This is a genomic window from Lysinibacillus piscis (assembly GCF_026012395.1).
Taxonomy (GTDB): domain Bacteria; phylum Bacillota; class Bacilli; order Bacillales_A; family Planococcaceae; genus Lysinibacillus; species Lysinibacillus piscis.
The window spans coordinates 1-20393 of the sequence record NZ_BRZA01000004.1; the positions used below are offsets into that span (position 1 = coordinate 1).

Consider the following 20393-nt stretch of genomic DNA (forward strand, 5'->3'; position numbering starts at 1 on the left):
CTACTCCACCAAATTGATAAAGCGCTCGCCATTGTAGAAGGGTTATGTCAGTTACAGAAAACATCTTACATATTTCTTTAATAGTATAATGACCCTCTTTTAGATATTGAAGTGCTAGTATTTTTACGTCTGATGAAAATGATTTTTTAGGCAAAAAAAAACTCCCCATTCGATAAACAGATTTTATTTTTTAATCTGTCTACTTAATGGGGAGCATATCAAATAACCTTTGCTCTATTGTTTTTCTTTCGCACTCTATCAATCTCCTATTGCTATATAGGAAAAATTCTTAGTGGAAAATAATGGTGCAAACCCTTTTCTAACACGACTTTCTTTATGTGATTTTATGATTTAGTCCGAATCACAAAACGAGGCTCATAATCACTAATTACTTCAAAAACACCATCACCATAAGCATAAATATGATGCTCAGCGCCTGGAATATCTTTACTGCCTAACCATGGTAGTTGATCAAACCATTCAATATAATCGGAATTGCTCATTTTATAAAACCACGCTGCCGTTTTTACAATGGACGATTCTTTCTCCATTTCATCATCTGGTATTTCATTTAAATAAGTCCCAGGGATTTCCCCAATATGGCGAAAAGCCCACACATAATCTTGAATTTGAGTCACTTTATCATAAATAATATCCACTTCAGTACCATTTATATCAATCAATGTGATACATAGACCTGAATTCGGATAATTGCATTTAGCTTCGAAAACTCGACCTCTCTCTAAACAAGTAACTGGCTGCCATACATGCAGTCTACGATTGTCCATTTAACCCCTTCTTCCCTTAGTAGTATGTGAACGGCAAACAAAGGATTATCGCCTATAGGTTTATTATATAAGGAACATAAAATAATTGCCAGATTTTACTTACAATTCTAATATAACACAACCTTTTTCAGAATACATACGTATATCACACCAGTTTTGATGTGATTCCTCCAAAAAATCACATGAATAATTATCATTTTTTAATTTAATCAGGGAAAATATTGTGTGAAAATTCGTGTGTTTCATTTACTTGTATTGGAAGTCCTACGTATCTGATTAGAAATGAATCCAACTATTCAAGTGGTCGGCACTATTTCACCTCTTCACAATTACTAGAAGATATAAAATGTTTACAACCAAATGTTTTACTGATGGATATTAATATAAGGGGCTTACGTCATTTTCTCCTTTTAAAGAGAGCCTATTGAGCACTACAGAATTGAAAATTTTACACCAAATCACTGAGGACAAAACAAATGGCATGATTAGCGAGGAATTAGGTGTCTCCCAACGAACTGTGGAACGTCATATTTCTTCGATTTTATGTAAATTGAAGGTAGATTCCCGTGTGGGGGCTGCTGTTAAAGCACTTTATGATGGATTAGTTGTATTCAGTAAAAAATAGAAAAAAAGCCATTCAGCAAAAATTTTCTACTGAATAGCCTTTTCTCTGTTATTTTTTATGGAAGTCACGTCCATCATGCACCGCTTCAACATAGCCTGCACGAATCACGAAGTCACCAAAATGCTCGCCTTCTGTACGTTCCTTTGCATAGCGTAATAAAATAGGACGTAGCTCTGCTAAAATTTCTTCCTCACCGATATTCTCACGGTAAATTTTATTGAGGCGATTGCCTGTAAAACTTGCCCCTAAGTATAGATTGTATTTACCAGGACCTTTACCAATAAATCCAATTTCGCCCATCGCTGCACGAGAACAGCCATTTGGACAACCTGACATACGAATACCGATTTCTGTTTCATGTAAGCCTGCTTCATCAATAATACTATCAATTTTCGTAATTAATGATGGTAAATAGCGCTCCGCCTCTGCCATCGCTAAACCACATGTTGGCAAGGATACACAAGCAATGGAGTTACGACGTAGTGCTGAGTAATGTGCACCGTCTGTTAATTTATATTGCTCAATCAGCTCTTGAATTTTCTTTTTCTTCTGTGCCGTCACATTGCTAATCATCAAGTTTTGATTTGGTGTTAAACGGAAATCACCTGTGTGAATTTTTGCAATTTCACGTAAGCCCGTTAATAGCTGATAGTCCTCAAAATCCTTTACACGACCATTTTGCACATACAATGTATAATGCCATTTGCCATTTGCGCCTTTAATCCAGCCATATTCATCCCCTGTACGCTTAAATGTGTATGGACGTGCCTCTTGTAATTCCCAGCCTAAACGACGATGCAATTCTTCTTTAATCCAATCAAGCCCTTTGGCATCTACTGTATATTTAAAGCGTGCATTTTTACGTACTGAACGATTACCATAATCACGCTGAATCGTCATAATTTTTTCTGCTGTATCCAACAATTGATCTGGCGTTACAAAGCCAATTAAACGGGCAAGCTGTGGGTAAGTAGCCTCATCACCATGTGTCATCCCCATACCGCCACCAATAGCAACGTTAAAGCCAACCAATTTGTCATTCTCCACAATCGCAATTAAGCCAACATCTTGTGAAAAGACATCCACATCATTACTTGGTGGAATCGCAAGACCGATTTTAAATTTACGTGGTAAGTACAGTGCACCATACACTGGCTCTACCTCTACATCTTGACTATCAATCACTTTTTCGCCATCCAGCCAAATTTCATGATAGGCACGTGATTTTGGCAATAAATGCTCACTTAATTTCGCAGACCAATTGTAAATTTCCTCATGTAATGCCGATTGATTTGGATTCACATTACACATTACGTTACGATTTACATCACCACAAGCCGCAATCGTATCTAATAATACTTGATTAATTTCCTGCATGTATTTTTTCATATTCCATTTTAAAATACCATGCACTTGGAAGGCTTGGCGTGTCGTTAGCTTTAAAGAGCCATTCCCATATTTACGTACCATTTCATCCATTACTAGCCATTGCTCAGGTGTTGCTGCGCCGCCTGGTGTTCGCACACGCACCATGAATTGATAGGCAGGCTCTAATTTTTGACGCTGACGCTCGTTACGTACATCACGGTCATCCTGTAAATAGCTGCCGTGGAATTTCATCAAACGGTTATCATCCTCTGGAATGCCTGATGTTAATGGATCAGCCATCGTTTCTATTAATGAACCACGCAAATAATTACTTTCACTTTTAATACGCTCTACATCACTTGGTTTTCCTGGCTGTGGAGGTAAAATTACCTTTTCTGTCATCGTCTCGCTCCCCCTCAATTAATATACATCACGTTGATAACGATTTTGTTGTTTTAATTCTTGTACAAAGGCTTTTGCTTCTTCTGCTGTTTTTTGTCCTTGCTCCTCAATAATACGGTGAATTGTTGTATCGACATCTGCTGCCATCGTGTTTTTATCACCGCATACATACAGTATAGCGCCCTGCTCCAACCATTCATAAACAGCTGCTGCATTCTCCAGTAATTTATGCTGTACATATACCTTTTGCTCTGTATCTCGTGAGAAGGCTACGCTCATATTCGTTAAAACACCCGAAGCAATAAAACGTTGCCAGTCTGTTTGGTAAAGGAAATCCGTGACGAAATGCTGGTCACCAAAGAATAACCATGACTTCCCTTCTACACCTAATTCCTCACGCTCCTCTAAAAACGAACGGAATGGCGCAATTCCTGTACCTGCACCAATCATAATAATCGGTGTGCTGTCTTGCTCTGGTAATCTGAAGTTCGGATTTTTATGCACATAGATTGGTAATGTATCGCCGATTTGTACACGCTCTGCAACACTACCTGAGCATACACCTAAACGTGGACGTCCATTCGTTTCATAGCTTACCTTACCAATCGTTAAATGCACCTCATCACTATTCGCCTTTTGACTGCTTGCAATGGAGTATAAACGTGCTGGAATTTTGCGTAATAACCCTGCAAGCTGCTGTGCATTCCATGTAAATGGTGCAAAATCCTCTACTGCATCCAGTAAATCCTTGCCATATGCGTAGTCCTTCCAGCCATCACCTGCTAATAACTCTCCTAGCTTAGCATGCTCTGTAAAGGCACTGATTTTTTCTAAAATTGGCTTAGATAGTACCGTAATTTCTAATCGCTTTTGTAATGCCTCTTTTAATGACAAAGTCTCATCTGCCACTGTAACAGATGTTTGTGAATCGAATTGCAATGCTGTAATTAACGCATCCACAAGTTTTTCATCATTTTCAGGCTGAATGCCAATGCTATCACCAGGCTCAAAATGGAAGTTTGCCCCTTCAATCGATAGCTCAATATGACGTGTTTCTTTATTAGAGCCACGCGCATTTAAGTTAATATTTTCTAGCACCTCTGCATAAAACGGATTTTTGCGAGAATATGTACTGTCTCCTTGTGGTGCTTCATTTACAGTAGCTGTCGTAGCCGTTGATGTTGCTGTTTGTTGTACTAGTGCCTCTTGTATAGTCGCAAACCATTGTGCGGCTGCTTCGTCATAGTCCACATCACAATCAACACGAGGCGCAATACGTGTTGCACCTAATTTAGCAAATTGCTCGTCAAAGTCTTTACCTGTTTTACAGAAAAACTCATAGGAGCTGTCCCCTAAAGCAAGCACCGAATATTGAAGCTGCTCTAGCTTTGGTGCACGTTTACTATGCAGAAATTCATGGAATTGAATCGCTTGATCAGGTGGATCTCCTTCTCCTTGTGTACTCACCACAAGTAAAAGATTTGTTTCCTTTTTCAAATTATTCGCTTTGTATTTACCAACAGAGGCAACTGTTACATTTAGCCCTTGCTCCTTTAAAGCCTTTGCATACTTCTCAGCTAGCCCTTGACTGTTTCCTGTTTGCGAGCCGTATAATACTGTCACTTCTTTTGCTACTGGCTGTGCACTGATAGCTACAGGGGCTTCCACAGTAGGGGTATTTGCTACTGCTGTTGCTGCTAATGTGGCACTAATATAACCGTTCAACCAAAGTTTTTGCTCTACTGTTAATGTTGGTAATAGTTCATTTAATAGCTTTACTTGTACGTCATTAAATGGACTGTTCGTTACTTTTAACTCCACTTTCTGTCACCTCAACGTAATCGTATTTTTTCATTTTTATCAATTTGTACAACGTAGGAATTTTGTACAATCAATGTAATTGAGCCATGCTGTAGGGTAGTCAGAATTTCTCGAACATGCTCCAATGCTAGATTAATATTCTCTGTTCGTTTATCTGCCATGTCCAAACGCCCTCCTTTTGTAATAATTCATTCACACGCTCTATTAATACTTTTCTGACATTTGCATCATACCCTAGACTTTCACACAAAATCATATGCTGACTAGCTTCTGTCTGCATCCTCTTCATAATGCTTTGACGTAAAATACCTGTAAACAGTAAATAAGGAATGATAAACACAGGTCTTGTTGTATCTCGTTGTTGCTGTAGCCATTCTTCAAATGTAGGCCCTATTCCATATAAGAAGCATGTATCGACAACAGGATAGCCATATTTCTCACGTAGTCGTGATGCAATTTTGTTTAAATCTCTTTTGGCATTCGGGTCACTACTACCACGCCCAATAAGCAATACTTGTGCATTTATTGTAGGTAAACCCATTTCTAAAACCCTTGTTTGTAACGTATCAATCAATAACTCATGAATACCTAAAGGCTCACCATATGTAAATCGAATATGCGGATATTGCTGGTTCGCCTTCTCCATTTCATTGGGAATATCCTGTTTGGCATGACCTGCCGCTAATAGCAAAATCGGCATCACAGCAATCGCTGTTGCCCCTTGACGAACACAATTGGCAATGCCCTCTGCAATCGTTGGTTGTGCAAGCTCTAAAAAACAAGTTTCCTGAATCGGTACATTGACTTCTCGTTGTACATGTTGTAAGAAGGTAATGGCCTGCTCCACTCCAGCCTTTACACGACTACCATGCGCTATATATAAAATTGCCTGCATTTCAACACATCCTTATACAGAAATTTCCGTTGTTTGAGGCTGTGCGACAGTTTGTTCAAACCATTGAATCGTTTCTCGCAATGTAACAACCTTTCCGATAACGATAATGCTTGGATTTTGAATATTTTCTCGCTGTACAACTTCCTCAATCGTAGCTAAAGTGCCTGTCACTGTTCGCTGTTTGGCAAATGTTCCCCAATGAATCAATGCTACAGGTGTTTCCTCTGAACGTCCATATTTTAATAGTTGCTGACGAATGTAAGGTAAATTGCCTACCCCCATATAAATCGCAATCGTATCAATACCCTTCGCCAAACTTTCCCAGTGAATAGCATCATCTTTCCCTTCTCGCATATGTCCTGTTACCATCGCAAAGCTTGAGCCTAAATCACGATGTGTGACAGGAATACCTGCATACGCTGGTGCTGCAATACCAGATGTAATCCCTGGTACAATTTCAAATGGGATTTGATGTTGTACTAATACCTCTGCTTCTTCAGCTCCTCTACCAAAGACGAAAGGATCGCCACCCTTCAAGCGTGTTACCACTAATCCTTGCTGCGCATATTCTACTAATGATTGATGAATTTGCTCTTGAATCATGGCATGTTGCTGTGGTAATTTACCACAAAAAACAAGTTTGGCATCTTTTTTCGCATACGTTAATAATTCTTCATTAATAAGACGATCATATAAAATCACATCTGCCTGTTCAATGCAGCGTAAGCCTTTTACCGTAATCAGGTCCACATCACCAGGACCAGCACCTACTATAAATACTTTGCCCATTGCCCTCACTCCCTCTTTTTCCACATCATGGGTAAAAAAAGAGACTCATACCATCCATAAACAAACAAATGCCTTTGAACAATACGAGCCTCTAGTTTGCTAGTCAGCTACGTTTCTTAATTCATAGTAATATAATAAGAATAATAAATAATATAAGATATCGTGTCAATAGCTAATGAAAGAAAAATTGTAAATGCCCTCCCACTAAGCGAAAATATCCTACGGCAATGACTTGTTATACCTAGCGCTAACGCTTCCGATACAAAACATTTGTCGATTATCCACGTAATTTTGTCGAATACCTACGAGGTCGTGTGGCTGTCGCTACGTTGCACTCACGCTTTCGCACAAAAAATCTCTGTTACTGAACCAAGATAAAAAACCAGCTATCGATCATAAAATCGACAACTGGTCTGTTACTTAATATGGTCTACGATACCGTGGATATGGTCGAAAATATGGCCATGGTGGGTTTGGACGGTAATTCGGATAGTTTGGATAATTTGGGTAATAAGGATATTGATTAAACTGTGATCCAAGTAAACTGCCTAAAAATCCGCCAAAAAAAGGTGCACCGAATGGCCAAAAGCCGCCTCCAAAGCCACCTGGATAGCCTCCAAAATTCCGCATATGCTCCCTCCCTTTTACTCACTATCGTATGTGAGAAGGTTGTTTCGCATAGGGAGATTGCCCACCTTACTTGTTTTCTGCTAGACGTTGTACAAAATGAGCTAGTGTACGTACCATCACACCTGTACCACCCTTTGGACCTAAATCATATGCAGCCGTTGCATCAGATGTTCCCGCAATATCTAAGTGAATCCATGGTGTATCTCCAGCAAATTCACCGACAAAGCCACCTGCGAAAATCATATGACCATCACGTCCAGGTGAGTTGTTTAAATCAGCCAAATCTGATTTACGAATACGTTTTTTATCGCTTTCTGTTAACGGCATACGCCATACAAATTCATCTGTTTTTTGTGCAGCCTCCATGAAATCAGCAAAGAATGCATCATTATTTGATAATGCACCTGTTTTATCCATACCAAGTGCAACAATGACGCCACCTGTTAAGGTAGCAAGATCAATTAATGCTGTTGCCCCTTGCTGCTTCGCATACGTTGTAGCATCGGCTAATACTAAACGGCCCTCAGCATCTGTATTTAATACTTCAACCGTTTTCCCACTATATGTCGTAATCACATCATCTGGCTTAAAGGCTGTACCAGATACCATATTATCGGTTGCGCCAATTACAGCCACAACATTTTTATTTGGGCGCACTTCTCCGATAATTCTCATAGCTCCTAGTACAGCGGCTGCACCACCCATATCGCCCTTCATACCGACCAAGCCATCTTTTGGTTTTAAAGAATAGCCACCTGTATCGTAAGTTACACCTTTGCCTACAAAGCCAATTGGGTCCGCAAAATCCTCTGTCGCTTTATATTTCAATGTAATTAAGCGTGGCTCCTCATATGAACCTTGGTTAACACTTAAAATACCGCCCATCCCAAGCTCTTCTAATTGTGCTTTATTTAAAATTTCAATTTCAAAATGGTAATCATCTGCTAACGTTTGTGCATAGTTTGCTAAATCAGTAGCTGTCAATAAATTAGGTGGTAAATTAATTAAGCTACGTGCCTCATTTACGGCATTAGCATAAATCGTACCTACTTCAAAGCTAGTCGCAACCTCATCCATTGCATTCTCTGTTACAAAATGAGCAGCCTCTAAATGCACATCTGCCTCATTTGAGGATGTTTTATAATGTGGCACTGTGTAGTAGCCAAGATGAATACCTTCTCCAGCTAAAAGGGCAGCATCCTTCACTGTCACTGCTTCTGTTGTGAAAGATTCTAGCCAAATAGAATAGTCTTTTACCTTCATTACCTTCAGCTCTTTACCGACTAAACCAAATGCAGCACGTACATCTTCTGCTGTTATATTTTTACGTTCACCCAAGCCTACAAAAAGAATACGCTTTAAATTTGTGTGCGCTTTCAAAAATGGCAGCTTCGTCACTTTTTTCAGTTCTGTTGACACATCTCCTGCTTGCACCCATCCTGTTAGCTCACTACCATAAAAAGCAGCAAAGCTTTCCCATTGTGGGCATTGTGTCGGATTTTTCGCCACACCTACGATTAACACCTCTGTTGAAATCGTATCAAATGTTTTGGCTTCTTGTTCAATGTGCATATTCATATCTCCAATCAATACATAGTTAGTAAATAGCTAGCCTACTTAACACCTCTAGCCCATTTCATTATACCGAAATTATCTGCTTGTGCGTAACATTTGCGTAGGATGAATGTTATAATAAAGTGAACCTTCAAACAGTGGGGGCTCTTCATCTCCACTGTTTGGTAGTTTCACCAATCGATTTTTTACAGGCTGTTAATTACGAAATAAACATAATTATTAATAAAGGTTGTGATGCATTTGAGTTTACTTCAAAATACACCATTATTTGTTGCTCTCTTCGCTGTCATTTTTGCACAATTTGTTAAAATTCCTATTCATTTTTTAATGACGAGACAAATACAATGGGGGCTTTTTACATCAACTGGTGGCATGCCAAGCTCACATTCCGCTGCCGTCACAGCACTCGCCACAGCTATTGCCTATGAAACAGGCTTAGATTCACCTGTCTTTGCAGTAGCCGCTATGTTTGCCATTATCGTTATGTATGATGCAAGTGGTGTACGTTATCAGGCAGGACAGCACGCAGCCATTTTGAATCAATTACGCAAAGATTTTCAAACTTTACTCCATGACTTAAAAAAATGGCCACAAATGGATGGTCAAGAAAAAATGGAGGAATTAAAAACACTGTTAGGGCATAAACGCAGTGAAGTATTTTTCGGTGCACTTACAGGAATTATCATCGGGATTGTCACTTATCAATTTGTCCTTTAAAAGCAGCATGGGATGTATCTTTTTGATACATCCCACACTGTTAAAACATCCGATAGCCACTTTTTCTTAAATAAATCATTACAAAGCCCGCTACAATGGCTCCTGCCAATCCGCCTGATAAAATAGCCACATCCACCATATGCAATGCTTGGAATTTATCAATTAGCGCTGGAAAAGCTGAACCAGGCTTGAAAATATAGTCTAGAAAACTCACTTCATCCACAATAAAAATGACGACAATTGGATAAACAATCGCCATGAGCCATGTCATACGTAACAACATATTTAATAAAAATCCAATACCAAAAAACATGACGAAAAATAGTAATACTGAGATAATTAACTGTACTACTGAAACTGAACCGCTCATATGTATAACCCCCATATTCCTTTCACTAGTTTACATGATTACTACGGACCTTTCAATGAACAACCTTTGTCATTATTTCAAAAATAAACGATAGGCTGTATAACCAAAAATATCGCCAGGATTAATGCCATCAATCGGCAATAATTGATGCTGTTCAAACGATATGGAGGCCATTTCCTTTAACATAACAGAGGCTGTATCATCTTGTGCTAGTTCCTGTGGGTTAATCCAACAAGCCTCCACAATCTCATGTTCCTGTATGACAATTGCCTGCCGTTCATCCTTCATTCGGCAATAGAAAATCGCCATATTATCGCTAATTTCTTCACGGATAACGCCTGTACGAAAACCAATTAGCCCTGAAACAAAGCAATCGATACCTGTTTCTTCTTTTACTTCACGCACAGCTGCTTCATCTACTGTCTCACCCGCATCTACAAAACCTGCTGGTAATGACCAACGCCCCTGTAAGCCACCATATGTTTTTTTAACAACTAACCATTGCCCCAGTTCATTAACGACCACACCTGCAACCCCTAGCCAAACTTTCCCTCTATCCTTTTTCATAGCACTCACTCCTCTATTTAAAATATGCTATAATTTCTAGTTAATACAAGTATAATCACTTATTTAGCTTAGTAGTATTTATTGTAATGCTACTGCTCCGCTTTGTTCAAATATTTCACAACAGAAAGGTAGTGGAGAAAATGTTCTTTAAAGTTGAAGTGTATCGAAGCTACGCATTAGAAGATTTAGCAAAGGTAAGACAGGCTTTAGCAACAGCAAGTATACGTTATACTTATAAAGTAGTGAACCTCTCAACTGATTGGTCAGGGCATCGCAGTAGGAATAATTTCGGTAGCTTTGGCACAAATACAAATGTTGAAAGACAGTATGTTGTGTTTGTTGGGAGAAAGGATGAGGAAGAGGCTAATTATATTATTCGTCGTGCTTTGAATGGCTAGAGCTAAATTTTAATGTGGTTTTTTTATTGTATTTGTACTTAATTAAAAATCAGCTTAAATAATGATGCTTTGCTCATTTTCGCTTACGCTACAATGACTTTATATTAATCATTAAAGGAATGATGGGGCTTGAAGGAAAAAATTCATATTATCGGCAGTGTTGGAAGCGGAAAATCAACTTTAGCAAGGCAGATAGCAAGCAACTGTAAAATGAACTATATTGAGCTTGATAATATTGTGTGGGAACGCCATGCTCATGGCGATATGCGACGCTCTGACGAAGCCATCTCTCAACTAATCCAACAAGTAGTACAACAAAATGAATGGGTAACAGAAGGAGCTCATTGTAAGCATTGGGTAACACCGCTTTTTGAACAAGCAGACTATATTATTCACCTACAACCTTCCTATTTTACAAGACTATGGCGCATTCATAAGCGATTTTTCAAGCAAGTTTTGAAGTTAGAAAAATCGAATTATAAGCCAACACTGCATATGTTACTCGATATGTACAAATGGAATCACTCATATGAGAAGACAGGTCAGTGGAAAATTAAAGAACGATTACAACCATTTCAAGATAAAGTGGTAACAATAAAATCGCAAAAGGCTATTGAAGAAACACTTAAATCCTTGTCGTAGAATCTTAAATACATAAAAATCCTTTCAAATTGTGATGTTTTGCAACATACAAATCAAAAAGGCTTGGTATTCACAACCCTAAATGTGCTGTTTTAGGGTTGTGTTTACATATAATCAGGATTGTGTACAATCAATTTCTATCTGTAATTTACAATCCTTCTTCAACATTTCTAAACGCCACGAATCATTCACAAACTTCTGGCGTACCTTCACGTTTTGCCGTTTTAAATGAAGTCCCACAGCCACATGAAGCAATAGCATTTGGATTATCGATGGTGAAGCCACCGCCCATTAGTGATTGCTTGTAATCAATTTTTGTGCCCATTAAAATCGGGGCATCTTCACGGGATACAACAATTGTTAAGCCATGTTGTACATCCTCAAAGTCGTCTTCGTTTTGTTCCTTGTCAAAATGCATGCCATAGGATAAACCACTACAGCCACCGCCATTGACAACGACTCGTAAGACAGAGCCTTGTTCCTCATTGTGTACCATCATTTCATTAATATGAAAAACCGCTGCTTGCGTTACTTCGATTACTTGTTTTTGTATTGCCATTTGAAACACCTTCCTTTGTTGTTTCTATCATATCAATTTTGACTATTGTATGACAAATATTCAGCTCCATGCAACATGATAGTTGAACAACTCATTTTCAGTTATTTCGATTCATGTTTCTCCTCTTACAACTGGTATAATAGGTATAATAATATTGTTGAAAGAGGGAGAATTTATGGAGTTAACACCGTATTATGAAACAAAAATTCAATGTATCAATTGCAAAAAAGAATTCCCGACATTAAAAGTACGCTCGAAATTTATTAAGGTGGAACGTACAGAATCAGACTTTCATCCTATCTATGCCGATGGTGTTAATGCTCTATATTACAATGTATTTGTTTGTGAACATTGTGGTTTTTCGTTTACAGAAGATTTCACGAAATACTTTGCTCCTGGTGTTCAAGACGAAATTCGTACTCAAATTACGAACAATTGGGTGCATCATGATTTCAAAGGGGAGCGTACTGCTTTTCAGGCCATTCAAGCCTATAAACTAGCCTATCTCTGTGGCTCAATCAAAAAAGAAAAACACGTGGCCCTTGCAGGTTTAGCACTACGACTTGCTTGGCTTTATCGTTCATTGACAAATACAGGACAAGAAGAACGATTTTTAAAGATGGCACGTGAACAGTATATGGAATCCTATTCAACAGAGGATTATAGCTCTACACAAATGTCTGATGTGCGTATTATGTATATGATTGCAGAGCTTTCTCGCAGAATGGGAGACATTGAAAACGCTACACGCTTTTTCTCAAGGGTCATTGAAAAGCAAAACGTTGGTGGCGAAGCAAAAGTCATTGAAATGGCAAAGGAACAATGGGCGATTATTCGTGCTGAAAAAGAGCAATCACATCAAAATTAAAATAAAAAGTTCTAGTCTGATTTTACACCAGCTAGAACTTTTTTCATTTCATTAAAATACTTGCTCTACTTCAACAACGCCAGGTACTTCTTCTAATAAAGCACGTTCAATCCCTGCTTTTAACGTAATTGTTGAACTTGGGCAACTGCCACATGCGCCTAGTAAGCGTAATTTAACAATGCCATCTTCCACGTCAACTAATTCGCAGTCTCCACCATCGCGTAGTAAGAATGGGCGTAATTTATCTAATACCTCTTGTACTTGGTCGTTAATTGTTGCTTCTGTCATTTAGCTCGACTCCTTTCCTTATAATGATTATAATGTTAGCAACAGAAAAAATCCAATATTGAATCACGAGGAGCGATAGAATGATGGAACAAGCAAAGCCAATGATTGAAATTTACGGTGCAGACATTATTTGTGCAAGCTGTGTAAATGCCCCGTCCTCAAAAGATACATACGAATGGCTACAAGCAGCCATTGATCGAAAATATCCAAATCAAGCCTATACAATTCGTTATGTAGATATCGAAGGTTCACTGGATAATGAGCGTGACCAAGATTATGCTACACGTATTCAGGAAGATGAATTTTTTTATCCACTTGTCCTTATTAATAATGAGGTTATCGGTGAAGGCTATATCCAATTAAAGCCTGTTTTCACCAAACTTGAAAATCTTGGATTCATCCCAGACGAAACAGTTTAACATGAAAGGGATTGTCACAAAAATGTGAGCAATCCCTTTTTTTAGTCATTTTGGTATTTATACATCCATAATATACCTGATTTCATTAAACGAGCAATACGTCCTGTTACCGTTTTATCTGCTAAATAAGCGAAGCCTTGTTTTTTACCTAATGAGCCAACAAAGCCTTTTAGCTTAATAGGGGATAATTTTTCTGGTAGTTGCTCATTTTTCCAACGGGCACGCAATACTTTGACAACACGCTCTGCCTGTTCCTCTGCTAAATATGCACTTGGTGGGAACTCTGAAGAAGCACAATCGCCTACAACATAGACATGTTCATCGTCTACTACATTAAAATATTCTGTGACAATTGGGCGACCTTGTCCATCTTTTTCAACATCCATCTCACGCACAATTTTGACAGGCTGTACACCTGCTGTCCATACTACTGCATCTAGTGGAATTTCTTCTTCATGGTTGTAAATTTTATCTGGTCCAACCTTCGTAATATTGGAATTGGCAACAACCGCTACATTATGTTTAGTAAACCATTCCTTCACATAATTACTCAGCTTTTCAGGAAAATCCTTCATAATACGTGGACCACGATCAAATAGATGTATTTGTAAATCTGCACGACTTTCACGTAGCTCACTGGCTAATTCGATACCACTTAAACCAGCACCTACAATACCAACTGTAGAGCCTGCTGGTAATCCACAAAGTGTTTGAAACGTTTCACGTGATTTTGCCATTGTTTGGATGCTATATGTATACTCATCTGCACCTGGTACACCATGATATTTATCCTCACACCCAAGCCCAATAACTAAATCATCATAGCTAATACGTTGCCCATCTTCTAATAGCACTACTTTTTCCACTCGATCTACCCCGATAATTTCTCCATAAATCATCGTTAAACGCTCATGCTCTGGGAAGCTTACTCGAATTTCCTTATCTGTTGCCGTTCCTGCTGCCAAAGCATAAAATTCCGTTTTCAAGCTGTGGAAAGGTGCTCTGTCGATTAATACAATCTCAGTATCTAAAGGAAGGTTATTTGGTAATAAACGAAGCATCACACGCATATTTCCATAGCCGCCACCTAAAAGCACTAATTTTCCCATAATGATCTCCTTTTATATTGGTTTTCACCACTTTTCTAGGTGATAAACCATGATAATAATATTTGTTCACAAAGTATCCACAAACGAGTATAACTGATTGTGAGAAGTTTCACAATATCAGAATCTAAATTTGTGAAACTTTTCACAAATTGTCGCAAAAATCGAAAATATTGACGCAACAAGGAAAAGCGAGTAGCATTATTTTTGTCTTGATTACTGTCTTGAGGTGACACACGTGAATCCAATGGTTGAATTTTGTATTAGTAATTTAGCAAATGGCTCTCAGGAAACATATGAAATACTAGAACGTGATCCTAATATTGATGTTTTAGAATACGGCTGTCTCAGCTATTGTACGAAATGTGCTGAATCATTCTATGCTATCGTCAACGGTGAGCTAGTGGAAGCAGATTCTCCTGAAGCTCTAACGAAAGCGATTTATCAATTTATTGAAGAAAATCCATTATGGTAATATCCATTACGCTGGGGCTTTCCCTGATTCAATAGGTATCCCACCATTCACTGAATGAAGAGAAAAGGATGCTATGTCTATAATCGGCATAACATCCTTTTTTCATTACACTTATAATTCATCCACCACATATGTCGGTTTTTGTTCTTTCATTAACACTGCTTCGGTTGGTGTCACACCTGTATTCACATGAATTGTATCACACCCAAAATGAATACCACATAGTATATCCGTGTCATAATTATCCCCAATCATCACCATATCTTCTTTTGAAAACCCATGCTCTGTGGCAATCGTTTCTAATATGATTGGTGATGGCTTGCCGATATAAATAGGCTCTACGCCTGCTACTTCTCCTACTAAACGTGCAAATGAGCCATTACCTGGTAAAAAGCCTTGCTCCATTGGATATTTAATATCTTGATTTGTTGCAATAAATAATGCACCATTTTGAATGGCTAATGTAGCACGTGCTAATTTATCATATGTTAAAGCACGATCCATTCCTATGACAAAAATGTCACTATCTTGTTCAACGATATCAATTCCCTCTTGTAATAAAGCAGAACGGATGCCATCAGAGCCTAACATCGCTACTGTTTTTTGAGGATAATGGTGAGCAATATACTTTGCCGTCACTAATGCACTTGAATAAATATGTGTGAGAGGTACTTGTACACCCATCGCACGAAGCGCTTCTTGGAGCTGCTCTCTTGTTTTTGAGGCGTTATTTGTCACATAAAATGGCTCAATTCCTGCTTGTTGTAAACGATGAATAAAAGCAATAGCAGAAGGAATACCCTCTTTCCCACGATAAACAGTTCCATCTAAATCAAAACAATAGGCTTTATATGCTTTCATTAATGATCCTCCGGTAAAAATGCTGAAACAGGGCCAAGCTCATTCGTAATATAATGGCTAACAGCAGGTGAAAATTGCTTTAATACAGGTAAGCTTTTTTGTAAAACCTGTACTACTTCTTCAATGTTCACGTCTATAAATTCACGTACAAGCATTTTCCGCAAACCTACAACAGCTTTTAATGATGCTTCCATGTCTGGTGATATGACCTTTTCATCGACTAAAATATCAATAATATCTTCATAGCTACCTGGATCACGCATAATAAAGCCATCAATCATTAAGTTTCCAACATCCATCATGGATTCCATAATGTTATGCCCAATGCGTTCCACCGCTAATTTTTTTATCTCATTCTCTTGCCAATTGCTCTCTGTTTCAAATACAGCGATTAATTGGTCTAGATATTGTAAATTTTTTGTGATTTTATTACGATCTACAAAATACACAAAGAAGCCCCCTAAAAGTTGATAGTCTTTTCTCTTCTATAGTACCATAACTATATGACTGGAAGGAGAGTAAAAGATGGAACGTTTTTTCTTATATGATGATGTAGAGGACACAAAAACACGCTTTGTCAGCTTTGCAGGCAACAAATTACGTTATGATTTAGCGATTTTACAATCAGGTCGTTTCTTTGGTAAAGTACTTGTCATGGATATTCAATTTGGTCGCTTTGCTATTATTGGACCAGATGATGTAGAAGAACCAGGTTACTTAGAGCATGTCTACAATCGCTCGGAGGAAGAAACTGTGGAGTTGCGTGACTACTTACGTGAATTGCTGAATTAATACATAAAAGGATGCTACCCTCTCAAATAGGTAGCATCCTTTTTATTAGTCTTCTAATGGTTCATTTTCCACATGCCCAATTGTCTCAGGCTCTATTTTTCTTACTTTGCGTAACACAAAATAAGCACAGCCAAAATTACAATACTCATATAAATAATCCTGCAATGTACTAATTTTTGTATCGAATGTTGCTTTTTGATTTTTATCATCAAAAAAGCCTTTTAATCGCAACTGATTATAGCCCCAATCGCCTACAATATAATCATAACGAGCTAAAATATCTGAATAACGTTCCTTCAATACATCCTCTTGAAACGCTTCTCGGTAATTTTCCAATAGCTCATATTCATATCCTTCTACGATAATCAACCTACACACCAGCTTTCCTTTACAGCTCTGCTTGCAATTGACGCTCTTTCGTTGCAGCGTTTACTTGCTCATCTGCATGATAACTACTGCGCACAAGTGGCCCCGCTTCACAATGCTTAAAGCCTTTCTCCATGGCAATTTTACGCAACTTCCCAAATTCAATAGGTGAATAATATTTTTTCACAGCTAAATGTTTTTTCGTCGGTTGCAAATATTGACCAATCGTCATAATATCTACATTGTTTGCACGTAAATCATCCATAACCTCTAAGATTTCTTCATGTGTCTCCCCTAATCCAATCATTAATGAAGATTTTGTTGGAATATCAGGCTGCATTTCTTTTGCTAAACGCAGGAATTCTAATGAACGATCATATTTTGCACGTGCACGTACTCTTGGTGTTAAACGACGAACTGTTTCAATATTATGATTTAAAATATCTGGACGTGCATCCATTAGCAATTGTAAATTTTCTTCTAAGCCACCTAAGTCAGAAGGTAGTACTTCTACAGAGGTTTGAGGGCTTTTACGACGAATGGCACGCACAGTTTCTGCTAACACTTCTGCACCACCATCTTTTAAATCATCACGTGCTACCATTGTGATTACAACATGCTTTAAATTCATAATTTGGACAGAATCTGCTACACGCTCTGGCTCTGCCAAATCCAGTTCATTTGGTAAACCTGTTTTTACGGCACAGAAGCGGCAAGCACGTGTACAAACAGAACCTAAAATCATCATCGTTGCTGTACGACGTTCTCCCCAACACTCATGAATATTTGGACAGCGCGCTTCCTCACATACAGTATGCAGGTTTTTTTCACGCATTAATTTTTTTAAGCCTTTATATTCTTCATTCGTATTAAGTTTAATTTTAAGCCAATCTGGTTTTCTAATATGCTCCTCTTTGTTTGTAGGTTTACAAGATGTCATGGCAAATATCGCTCCTATCAACTATATGTGTTATAGCTTTCATTATATTCTCTGTTGTCACTGTACCATAATAATAACACGTCAACAACTATCATTATCAATATGCCCTAGCGTAATTGTCTCTCGTTTTTGTGAGCTCGCTTTATTTAAAATCTAGGCTTTTGTCTCCATTTCGTGCATCAGTACCCAAACCTATTCATATGGGACAGGAACTTCTAATGAAGGTTGGGGTGCTTCACTACCATTTGTATAAATATGCGGAACAGGTCCTCTTGTCAAGCTCATCGCCACTGGAATATCTTGCACAACGGTGGCTGATTTACTAGCAAACGGGACAATAATTTGGACATTGACCTCAAAATGGATACCGACCTCTACAAATGCACTGTTAATGCCAAATTCTTTTATAAAGGATGTTACCTCACTATGCACATTGCCAATGACATGAAAGCGTATTGGCACTTTTGGACCTAAATTGCCAAGTAACGGAATATCCAATGCCTGACCAAGTGGTACTAGAAAAACAATACCATCGCCATCCTGAATACGCCCGACATCATATTCAACATTCTCTAGTTCAGGTAAATGGGATAGTTCTCCCTGTTCGGCTTGCTCTAAATACATTTTCACAAGCTCTAATGTTTCTGAGCGCACACGGTTGATGATTTCTGTATTAAATTTAGTCGTTATCATATTGGATGTACCTGGTGGAATATCTTCAATAATATCATTGACATCTAATGTATTGGATGTTCTAGAATTAATCGCTTTATTCACCACATATGACGCAATTTTATTCGTTTGTACCTCTGCATATTGCAAATAGGTGGGCATCAATCGTTCGTTTAAATAGTAAATGAAAAAAAACAGACTAATCATAATACTCACAATAAGGATGGTTAAACGATTTAAACGAACTCCTTTTTTACGATAAGCGCCTAATTTCATTCTTTTTCGAGGGAAAAACAAAAACATCTCCTCCTGCTCATTAACATATGAACAGGAGGAGATGTTTATTCAAATTTGGCTGGTGCTACATAATCAGTCTCCACACTATCAATGGTAACTGTTGGATAGTCCACTAGATTAATTTCATAGGTTGCCCCAATTAATTCATTTTGTTCTTCAAAAATTCGGAGCCATGGCAATGTAGGATCTAACATATTTTGCTTCGAGACAATCCCTCTACGGCCATCTGATAATTTTAAAATAACACCATTTGGATAATGAACAATGGACTTTCTTAACGCTTCTACAATACGTGCATCATACAATGTACCAGAGCCTGATTCTACAATAGCTAACCCTTGAGATGGCATCATTTTTTCACGATATACACGATTCGTTGTGACAGCATCAAATACATCTGCCACACCAATAATTTTAGCGAACGGGTGAATTTCAAAATCCACTAATCCCCGTGGATAGCCACTGCCATCAATACGTTCATGGTGTTGGAACGCACAATGCGCTACTAACAAGGAAATTGAATGTAAATTTCGCAATAAATCAAAGCCAAATCTCGTATGATTTTTCATCAATTCAAATTCTTCATTCGTTAAGCGTCCAGGCTTTGTTAAAATTTCCTTTGGTATGAGCAGCTTTCCCACATCATGCAATAATGCACCAATCCCGATTAAACGTAAATCTTCCATTGAATAGCCTAACTCTTTCGCAATCGCAACGGAATATAGTGTCACTTGGTAAGAGTGCTGATATAAATATTCATCGAATAAATAAGCATCTGTCAGTATAGTTAAAATTTCACTGCTTTCTGTAACAATTGACAGTAACTCATCGACAATCGATACAATAACTTTAGATTGCTTATCGAGTATATAAGAAGCACCTGCTGCATCTAGTCCATTGATAGCTTGGAAAGAATTTTTGATGGTCGACAGTGCTTTATTGCGCACTTCTGGTGACACTGTTTCCACAATTTCGATTCCTTTAGAAAGCTCATCATTGATATATAAATAGTGCATATTTAATTGCCTTAATCTTTGAATAATACGCTCGTTAATCACAACATCTTTCTTTAAAAGAGGATGTCCAGCCTCATTCCAGACCGTTCTTCCGAGTACCATTCCCTCTTTCACTACATCGATTGAAATTAATCGCATGATTCATTC

The 20393-nt window shown here is 38.1% G+C and carries 28 protein-coding genes; 8 read left to right on the forward strand and 20 right to left on the reverse strand.

Going from position 1 to position 20393, the window contains the following annotated elements; translation table 11 throughout:
• On the reverse strand, positions 1 to 169 hold a 169-nt coding region (locus OPF91_RS19160; protein ID WP_373877063.1), incomplete at its 3' end, for a transposase.
• A gap of 175 nt (positions 170 to 344) precedes the next feature.
• Complete coding sequence (locus OPF91_RS14405; protein ID WP_264989580.1) at positions 345 to 788, reverse strand: hypothetical protein; 444 nt, start codon at positions 786 to 788, stop codon at positions 345 to 347.
• Between the two features lie 424 nt (positions 789 to 1212).
• On the opposite strand from OPF91_RS14405, the gene OPF91_RS14410 reads away from it, so the two are divergent.
• On the forward strand, positions 1213 to 1413 hold the full coding sequence (locus OPF91_RS14410; protein ID WP_264989581.1) for a response regulator transcription factor: 201 nt from the start codon (positions 1213 to 1215) through the stop codon (positions 1411 to 1413).
• A gap of 48 nt (positions 1414 to 1461) precedes the next feature.
• Here the strand turns inward: OPF91_RS14410 and cysI are convergent, their stop codons facing one another.
• The 7 genes from cysI to OPF91_RS14445 form a co-directional block, all read right to left on the reverse strand.
• Positions 1462 to 3183, reverse strand: coding sequence for an assimilatory sulfite reductase (NADPH) hemoprotein subunit (cysI, locus tag OPF91_RS14415; protein ID WP_264989582.1), 1722 nt, complete (start codon positions 3181 to 3183; stop codon positions 1462 to 1464).
• A gap of 18 nt (positions 3184 to 3201) precedes the next feature.
• Entirely contained in the window at positions 3202 to 5004 is a 1803-nt protein-coding gene (locus tag OPF91_RS14420; protein ID WP_264989583.1) for an assimilatory sulfite reductase (NADPH) flavoprotein subunit, read from the reverse strand.
• A gap of 11 nt (positions 5005 to 5015) precedes the next feature.
• On the reverse strand, positions 5016 to 5165 hold the full coding sequence (locus tag OPF91_RS14425) for a YezD family protein (RefSeq protein WP_264989584.1): 150 nt from the start codon (positions 5163 to 5165) through the stop codon (positions 5016 to 5018).
• Positions 5132 to 5899 carry a sirohydrochlorin chelatase gene (locus OPF91_RS14430; RefSeq protein ID WP_264989585.1) on the reverse strand — a complete coding sequence of 256 codons (768 nt, stop codon included), beginning with the start codon at positions 5897 to 5899 and terminating at the stop codon, positions 5132 to 5134. The genes OPF91_RS14425 and OPF91_RS14430 overlap by 34 nt, the downstream gene beginning before the upstream one ends.
• A gap of 12 nt (positions 5900 to 5911) precedes the next feature.
• Positions 5912 to 6688, reverse strand: coding sequence for a uroporphyrinogen-III C-methyltransferase (gene cobA / locus OPF91_RS14435; protein ID WP_264989586.1), 777 nt, complete (start codon positions 6686 to 6688; stop codon positions 5912 to 5914).
• A 420-nt stretch (positions 6689 to 7108) separates the two neighbouring features.
• A complete protein-coding gene (locus tag OPF91_RS14440) occupies positions 7109 to 7318 on the reverse strand; it encodes a uroporphyrin-III methyltransferase (protein ID WP_264989587.1) in 210 nt (69 codons plus the stop codon).
• Positions 7319 to 7384: 66 nt separating this feature from the next.
• On the reverse strand, positions 7385 to 8890 hold the full coding sequence (locus OPF91_RS14445; RefSeq protein WP_264989588.1) for a leucyl aminopeptidase: 1506 nt from the start codon (positions 8888 to 8890) through the stop codon (positions 7385 to 7387).
• 237 nt (positions 8891 to 9127) lie between these two features.
• Between OPF91_RS14445 and OPF91_RS14450 the strand changes: the two genes are divergently transcribed.
• Positions 9128 to 9610, forward strand: coding sequence for a divergent PAP2 family protein (locus OPF91_RS14450; RefSeq protein WP_264989590.1), 483 nt, complete (start codon positions 9128 to 9130; stop codon positions 9608 to 9610).
• Positions 9611 to 9650: 40 nt separating this feature from the next.
• Here the strand turns inward: OPF91_RS14450 and OPF91_RS14455 are convergent, their stop codons facing one another.
• Positions 9651 to 9980, reverse strand: coding sequence for a YuiB family protein (locus OPF91_RS14455; RefSeq protein WP_264989592.1), 330 nt, complete (start codon positions 9978 to 9980; stop codon positions 9651 to 9653).
• Between the two features lie 72 nt (positions 9981 to 10052).
• Positions 10053 to 10547: an NUDIX hydrolase gene (locus OPF91_RS14460; RefSeq protein WP_264989593.1), complete on the reverse strand. Its 495-nt coding sequence runs from the start codon at positions 10545 to 10547 to the stop codon at positions 10053 to 10055.
• 140 nt (positions 10548 to 10687) lie between these two features.
• Here OPF91_RS14460 and OPF91_RS14465 point away from each other — a divergent pair, with 140 nt between their 5' ends.
• Positions 10688 to 10945 (forward strand): hypothetical protein, encoded by a 258-nt coding sequence (locus tag OPF91_RS14465; RefSeq protein ID WP_264989595.1) that lies wholly within the window; start codon positions 10688 to 10690, stop codon positions 10943 to 10945.
• A gap of 129 nt (positions 10946 to 11074) precedes the next feature.
• Positions 11075 to 11587 carry an ATP-binding cassette domain-containing protein gene (locus tag OPF91_RS14470; protein ID WP_264989596.1) on the forward strand — a complete coding sequence of 171 codons (513 nt, stop codon included), beginning with the start codon at positions 11075 to 11077 and terminating at the stop codon, positions 11585 to 11587.
• Positions 11588 to 11771: 184 nt separating this feature from the next.
• Here OPF91_RS14470 and OPF91_RS14475 read toward each other — a convergent pair whose 3' ends face one another.
• Positions 11772 to 12146 carry a HesB/IscA family protein gene (locus OPF91_RS14475; protein ID WP_264989597.1) on the reverse strand — a complete coding sequence of 125 codons (375 nt, stop codon included), beginning with the start codon at positions 12144 to 12146 and terminating at the stop codon, positions 11772 to 11774.
• Positions 12147 to 12321: 175 nt separating this feature from the next.
• Here OPF91_RS14475 and OPF91_RS14480 point away from each other — a divergent pair, with 175 nt between their 5' ends.
• Complete coding sequence (locus OPF91_RS14480; RefSeq protein ID WP_264989598.1) at positions 12322 to 13014, forward strand: DUF2225 domain-containing protein; 693 nt, start codon at positions 12322 to 12324, stop codon at positions 13012 to 13014.
• A gap of 51 nt (positions 13015 to 13065) precedes the next feature.
• Here the strand turns inward: OPF91_RS14480 and OPF91_RS14485 are convergent, their stop codons facing one another.
• Positions 13066 to 13302, reverse strand: a complete 237-nt coding sequence (locus tag OPF91_RS14485; protein ID WP_373877060.1) for a NifU family protein — start codon at positions 13300 to 13302, stop codon at positions 13066 to 13068.
• A gap of 83 nt (positions 13303 to 13385) precedes the next feature.
• On the opposite strand from OPF91_RS14485, the gene OPF91_RS14490 reads away from it, so the two are divergent.
• Complete coding sequence (locus OPF91_RS14490; protein WP_264989831.1) at positions 13386 to 13721, forward strand: YuzD family protein; 336 nt, start codon at positions 13386 to 13388, stop codon at positions 13719 to 13721.
• Between the two features lie 41 nt (positions 13722 to 13762).
• Here OPF91_RS14490 and OPF91_RS14495 read toward each other — a convergent pair whose 3' ends face one another.
• Positions 13763 to 14830 (reverse strand): NAD(P)/FAD-dependent oxidoreductase, encoded by a 1068-nt coding sequence (locus OPF91_RS14495; protein ID WP_264989600.1) that lies wholly within the window; start codon positions 14828 to 14830, stop codon positions 13763 to 13765.
• Positions 14831 to 15065: 235 nt separating this feature from the next.
• On the opposite strand from OPF91_RS14495, the gene OPF91_RS14500 reads away from it, so the two are divergent.
• A complete protein-coding gene (locus OPF91_RS14500) occupies positions 15066 to 15302 on the forward strand; it encodes a YuzB family protein (protein WP_264989601.1) in 237 nt (78 codons plus the stop codon).
• A 111-nt stretch (positions 15303 to 15413) separates the two neighbouring features.
• On the opposite strand, the gene OPF91_RS14505 is transcribed toward OPF91_RS14500, so the two are convergent.
• Both OPF91_RS14505 and hepT read right to left on the reverse strand, forming a co-directional pair.
• Positions 15414 to 16163 (reverse strand): TIGR01457 family HAD-type hydrolase, encoded by a 750-nt coding sequence (locus tag OPF91_RS14505; protein ID WP_264989602.1) that lies wholly within the window; start codon positions 16161 to 16163, stop codon positions 15414 to 15416.
• Positions 16163 to 16612: a type VII toxin-antitoxin system HepT family RNase toxin gene (gene hepT / locus OPF91_RS14510; protein WP_264989603.1), complete on the reverse strand. Its 450-nt coding sequence runs from the start codon at positions 16610 to 16612 to the stop codon at positions 16163 to 16165. The genes OPF91_RS14505 and hepT overlap by 1 nt, the downstream gene beginning before the upstream one ends.
• Before the next feature lie 76 nt (positions 16613 to 16688).
• On the opposite strand from hepT, the gene OPF91_RS14515 reads away from it, so the two are divergent.
• Complete coding sequence (locus OPF91_RS14515; RefSeq protein WP_264989605.1) at positions 16689 to 16955, forward strand: DUF3055 domain-containing protein; 267 nt, start codon at positions 16689 to 16691, stop codon at positions 16953 to 16955.
• A gap of 45 nt (positions 16956 to 17000) precedes the next feature.
• Here the strand turns inward: OPF91_RS14515 and OPF91_RS14520 are convergent, their stop codons facing one another.
• The 4 genes from OPF91_RS14520 to OPF91_RS14535 all read right to left on the reverse strand — a co-directional run bounded on the left by OPF91_RS14520 (position 17001) and on the right by OPF91_RS14535 (position 20384).
• Entirely contained in the window at positions 17001 to 17324 is a 324-nt protein-coding gene (locus OPF91_RS14520; protein WP_264989606.1) for a YutD family protein, read from the reverse strand.
• 19 nt (positions 17325 to 17343) lie between these two features.
• Positions 17344 to 18261, reverse strand: a complete 918-nt coding sequence (lipA, locus tag OPF91_RS14525) for a lipoyl synthase (RefSeq protein WP_264989607.1) — start codon at positions 18259 to 18261, stop codon at positions 17344 to 17346.
• A 192-nt stretch (positions 18262 to 18453) separates the two neighbouring features.
• A complete protein-coding gene (gene yunB / locus OPF91_RS14530) occupies positions 18454 to 19236 on the reverse strand; it encodes a sporulation protein YunB (protein WP_264989608.1) in 783 nt (260 codons plus the stop codon).
• A gap of 38 nt (positions 19237 to 19274) precedes the next feature.
• Positions 19275 to 20384 carry an HD-GYP domain-containing protein gene (locus tag OPF91_RS14535; protein ID WP_264989610.1) on the reverse strand — a complete coding sequence of 370 codons (1110 nt, stop codon included), beginning with the start codon at positions 20382 to 20384 and terminating at the stop codon, positions 19275 to 19277.
• Between the last annotated feature and the right edge of the window lie 9 nt (positions 20385 to 20393).

What these genes read in the sequence shown, in the direction of transcription:
- OPF91_RS14450 (WP_264989590.1), top strand. Translation starts at nt 9,128, where the DNA reads ATGCATTTGAGTTTACTTCAAAATACACCATTATTTGTTGCTCTCTTC.
- OPF91_RS14505 (WP_264989602.1), bottom strand. Translation starts at nt 16,163, where the DNA reads ATGAAAGCATATAAAGCCTATTGTTTTGATTTAGATGGAACTGTTTAT.
- OPF91_RS14465 (WP_264989595.1), top strand. Translation starts at nt 10,688, where the DNA reads ATGTTCTTTAAAGTTGAAGTGTATCGAAGCTACGCATTAGAAGATTTA.
- OPF91_RS14430 (WP_264989585.1), bottom strand. Translation starts at nt 5,899, where the DNA reads ATGCAGGCAATTTTATATATAGCGCATGGTAGTCGTGTAAAGGCTGGA.
- OPF91_RS14425 (WP_264989584.1), bottom strand. Translation starts at nt 5,165, where the DNA reads ATGGCAGATAAACGAACAGAGAATATTAATCTAGCATTGGAGCATGTT.
- OPF91_RS14460 (WP_264989593.1), bottom strand. Translation starts at nt 10,547, where the DNA reads ATGAAAAAGGATAGAGGGAAAGTTTGGCTAGGGGTTGCAGGTGTGGTC.
- yunB (WP_264989608.1), bottom strand. Translation starts at nt 19,236, where the DNA reads ATGTTTTTGTTTTTCCCTCGAAAAAGAATGAAATTAGGCGCTTATCGT.
- OPF91_RS14440 (WP_264989587.1), bottom strand. Translation starts at nt 7,318, where the DNA reads ATGCGGAATTTTGGAGGCTATCCAGGTGGCTTTGGAGGCGGCTTTTGG.
- cysI (WP_264989582.1), bottom strand. Translation starts at nt 3,183, where the DNA reads ATGACAGAAAAGGTAATTTTACCTCCACAGCCAGGAAAACCAAGTGAT.
- OPF91_RS14405 (WP_264989580.1), bottom strand. Translation starts at nt 788, where the DNA reads ATGGACAATCGTAGACTGCATGTATGGCAGCCAGTTACTTGTTTAGAG.
- OPF91_RS14535 (WP_264989610.1), bottom strand. Translation starts at nt 20,384, where the DNA reads ATGCGATTAATTTCAATCGATGTAGTGAAAGAGGGAATGGTACTCGGA.
- OPF91_RS14475 (WP_264989597.1), bottom strand. Translation starts at nt 12,146, where the DNA reads ATGGCAATACAAAAACAAGTAATCGAAGTAACGCAAGCAGCGGTTTTT.
- OPF91_RS14480 (WP_264989598.1), top strand. Translation starts at nt 12,322, where the DNA reads ATGGAGTTAACACCGTATTATGAAACAAAAATTCAATGTATCAATTGC.
- OPF91_RS14455 (WP_264989592.1), bottom strand. Translation starts at nt 9,980, where the DNA reads ATGAGCGGTTCAGTTTCAGTAGTACAGTTAATTATCTCAGTATTACTA.
- lipA (WP_264989607.1), bottom strand. Translation starts at nt 18,261, where the DNA reads ATGACATCTTGTAAACCTACAAACAAAGAGGAGCATATTAGAAAACCA.
- OPF91_RS14495 (WP_264989600.1), bottom strand. Translation starts at nt 14,830, where the DNA reads ATGGGAAAATTAGTGCTTTTAGGTGGCGGCTATGGAAATATGCGTGTG.
- OPF91_RS14490 (WP_264989831.1), top strand. Translation starts at nt 13,386, where the DNA reads ATGGAACAAGCAAAGCCAATGATTGAAATTTACGGTGCAGACATTATT.
- cobA (WP_264989586.1), bottom strand. Translation starts at nt 6,688, where the DNA reads ATGGGCAAAGTATTTATAGTAGGTGCTGGTCCTGGTGATGTGGACCTG.
- OPF91_RS14445 (WP_264989588.1), bottom strand. Translation starts at nt 8,890, where the DNA reads ATGCACATTGAACAAGAAGCCAAAACATTTGATACGATTTCAACAGAG.
- OPF91_RS14515 (WP_264989605.1), top strand. Translation starts at nt 16,689, where the DNA reads ATGGAACGTTTTTTCTTATATGATGATGTAGAGGACACAAAAACACGC.
- OPF91_RS14485 (WP_373877060.1), bottom strand. Translation starts at nt 13,302, where the DNA reads ATGACAGAAGCAACAATTAACGACCAAGTACAAGAGGTATTAGATAAA.